This window comes from Micromonospora parastrephiae, from assembly GCF_016802865.1.
Classification (GTDB): domain Bacteria; phylum Actinomycetota; class Actinomycetes; order Mycobacteriales; family Micromonosporaceae; genus Micromonospora; species Micromonospora parastrephiae.
Window position 1 is genome coordinate 1 of record NZ_JAEVHM010000338.1, and the last position, 3304, is coordinate 3304.

At 71.5% G+C, this 3304-nt stretch carries 3 protein-coding genes; 1 reads left to right on the top strand and 2 read right to left on the bottom strand.

All coding sequences use genetic code 11. The annotated features are described in order from the left end of the window. The coding region (locus tag JNW91_RS32890; RefSeq protein WP_309244530.1) for a hypothetical protein at nucleotides 1–215 on the bottom strand (215 nt) is incomplete at its 3' end. On the opposite strand from JNW91_RS32890, the gene JNW91_RS30560 reads away from it, so the two are divergent. Beyond that, entirely contained in the window at nucleotides 163–993 is an 831-nt protein-coding gene (locus tag JNW91_RS30560) for an alpha/beta hydrolase (RefSeq protein ID WP_309244531.1), read from the top strand. The genes JNW91_RS32890 and JNW91_RS30560 overlap by 53 nt on opposite strands. 125 nt (nucleotides 994–1118) lie before the next feature. Here the strand turns inward: JNW91_RS30560 and glmS are convergent, their stop codons facing one another. Then, nucleotides 1119–3032, bottom strand: a complete 1914-nt coding sequence (gene glmS / locus JNW91_RS30565; protein ID WP_203178946.1) for a glutamine--fructose-6-phosphate transaminase (isomerizing) — start codon at nucleotides 3030–3032, stop codon at nucleotides 1119–1121. Between the last annotated feature and the right edge of the window lie 272 nt (nucleotides 3033–3304).

Below are 3304 nucleotides of genomic sequence, written 5' to 3' on the forward strand. Positions count from 1 at the left end.
GTCTGCCGGAGCTGCGTGAAGCTGCCGCCGACGAATACCGTGTTGCCCACCTGCGCGAAGGCTCGGGTTTCACCATCGCGCGCGTGCGGGGTCGAGTCGCGGGGGTTCGCCGACACGAGGGTCGCCGTCTCGGGGACCGGTACCACCGCCGCCGAGGACACCGTGGGCACACCGAGCACCGCGGCGGCGAAACTGGTCGGCCTGGACGCGCTCACCGAGCGGCTGGCGGCCGGGGAGCCACGGGCGTACCTGTTGGGGTTGGACCCGGCCGGTGAGGGCCGGGTGGTGGTGGCGCTCGGCGATCCGGACCACGCCGATCGGGTGCTGACCTACGTGCCGGGGATGACCGCCGGCCTGGACGACGCCACCGGCGAGCTGGGCCGGGCCGCTCGGGTGCTGGACCGGTGCGCCGCGCTCGCCCCGGGGGAGCGCAGCGCGGCGGTGCTCTGGCTGGACTACGACGCACCGGATTTCCTGACCGAGGCCGCCTCGTCCGCTCAGGCCCGGGACGCCGGCGGGGCGCTGCACCGATTCCAGGAGGGGTTGCGGGCCAGCCATGAGGGGCCACCGGCCCGGCAGACGGTGCTCGGGCACAGCTACGGGTCGCTGGTGGTGGGCATGGCGGCCCGGGAGCACGGTCTGGCCGCCGACGCGCTGATGTTCGTCGGCTCACCCGGCGTCGGCGCGGCGCACGCCACCGAGTTGGGTGTGGCCCCCGGGCAGGTCTGGGCGAGCAGCGCCCCCGACGACGTGATCCGGCTGGCCCGACCCGTCGACGAGTTGGGTCGGCGTGCCCTGTTCGGCGCGGCGCCGCTCGCCGCGGTGCTGGGCTGGCCCGACCGGACCGGGCACGAGCTGTGGTTCGGCCACGATCCGGCCGACCCCGGCTTCGGTGGCCGGGTGTTCCCCAGTGGTCGCGGCGGGCACGCCGGCTACTGGGATCCGGGCAACCCGGCGCTGGACGGGATGGCCCGCGTCGTGTTGGGCCGCTGACGGCTACGGCCACGTCGGTGGACGCCCGACCGGCCTCGTCATCGACGGGGTGGCTGCGATGCTCCGACGGCGGAGCCCCGGCCACCGCGGGTGCGGCGACCGGGGGCTCCGGACGTGAGCGGCGGCTACTCGACGGTGACCGACTTGGCCAGGTTGCGGGGCTGGTCCACGTCGTGTCCCCGGGCGGCGGCGATCTCGGCGGCGAGCACCTGCAACGGCACCGTGGTGACCAGTGGGGCCAGCAGGGTGGGCGTACGCGGCACGTAGATCAGGTGGTCGGCGTAGCGGACGACGGCCTCGTCGCCCTCCTCCGCGATCACGATGGTCCGCGCGCCGCGCGCCCGGACCTCCTGGATGTTGGAGACGACCTTGTCGTGCAGCATGCCCCGGCCCACCGGCGACGGCACCACGCAGATCACCGGGGTGCCCTTGTCGATCAGGGCGATCGGGCCGTGCTTCAGCTCGCCGGCGGCGAAGCCCTCGGCGTGCATGTACGCCAGCTCCTTGAGCTTGAGCGCACCCTCAAGGGCCACCGGGTAGCCGACGTGCCGGCCGATGAACAGCACGGTCGGCTCGGACTTCAACTCCCGGGCCAGCTCACGGACGGGGTCGATCCGGTCGAGCAGCTCACGCAGCTTGCCCGGGATCTCCTGCAACTGCGCGACCACCGCGCCCACCTCGTCGGCGAACTTGATCCCGCGTACCTGGGCCAGGTGCAGGCCGATCAGGTAGCAGGCGACGACCTGGGTGAGGAACGCCTTGGTGGAGGCGACGGCGATCTCCGGCCCCCCGTGGGTGTAGAGCACGGCGTCGGACTCGCGGGGGATGGTCGAGCCGTTGGTGTTGCAGATGGCCAGCACCCGGGCCTTCTGCTCCTTGGCGTGGCGCAGTGCCATCAGGGTGTCCATCGTTTCGCCGGACTGCGAGATCACCACGATCAGCGTGGACCGGTCGAGCACCGGGTCGCGGTAGCGGAACTCGCTGGCCAGCTCCACCTCGCACGGGATTCGCGTCCAGTGCTCGATGGCGTACTTGGCGACCATGCCGGCGTGGTACGCCGTGCCGCAGGCCACGATGAAGATCTTGTCGACGTCGCGCAGGTCCTGGTCGCTGAGGCGGACCTCGTCGAGGGCGATCTCGCCGGTTTCGGTGAGCCGGCCGAGCAGCGTGTCGGCGATGGCCTGCGGCTGCTCCTCGATCTCCTTGAGCATGAACCAGTCGTAGCCGCCCTTCTCCGCGGCCGAGGAGTCCCAGTCGATGTGGAAGTCCTTGCCGGCGGCGGGCTGGCCGTCGAAGTCGGTGATCTCGATGCTGTCCCCGGTGATCAGCACGATCTGGTCCTGGCCCAGCTCGACCGCTTCCCGGGTGTGCTCGATGAACGCGGCCACGTCGCTGGCCAGGTAGTTCTCCCCGTCGCCGCGTCCGACCACGAGGGGCGAGTTGCGTCGGGCGCCGACGACGGCGCCGGGCACGGCGGCGTCCACCGCGAGGAGGGTGAACGCGCCCTCCAGCCGCTGGCAGACCACCCGCATGCCGGCGGCGAGCAGTTGCGGGCTGTCCGCCTGGCCGGCGGCGCGCAGCTCGGCCAGCGCGGCGGAGAGCAGGTGGGCGGCGCACTCGGTGTCGGTGTCGCTGGTGAACTGGACGCCGTCGGCCTCCAGCTCGGCGCGGAGCTTGGCGAAGTTCTCGATGATGCCGTTGTGGATGACCGCGACCCGGCCGTCGGGGGCGACGTGCGGGTGGGCGTTGCGGTCGGTCGGGCCGCCGTGCGTGGCCCAGCGGGTGTGCCCGATGCCGGTCGTGCCGTCGCCGATGCCGATCGGGCTGGCCGCGCAGTCCTCGGGGTTGCTGGTGGCCCGCTCGGAGAGGACCTTTTCGAGGTTGGCCAGCTTGCCGGCCTTCTTCTCGATCAGCAGCTCGTCGTCGCAGACGATCGCGACGCCCGCCGAGTCGTAGCCGCGGTATTCCAACCGCCGCAGCCCGTCGAGCACGATGCCGAGAGCGGGGCGCGCGCCCGCGTATCCCACGATTCCACACATGGCCCGCAGCCTAACCCAGTTTCGCTCATCATGGGTGCTCGAAAGTCGGCTAATCAATCACCGGAACTGAGCGATCGGTGGTTGGACGGCCACAACGGGACGAGCGTCACCCGGGGGGTTCCCGTTTCACGCATGATCGACACGAGATCAGCGATATCGCGCTATCCGACCGTCTTGGGCTCAAGTGGTTGTTGCAACGGGGTGGATTCTCGTCAGGATGAGGAGTCATGCCGGGGCAGAGGTTGTCGTCCGCGGAGCGGGCGCAGATTGAG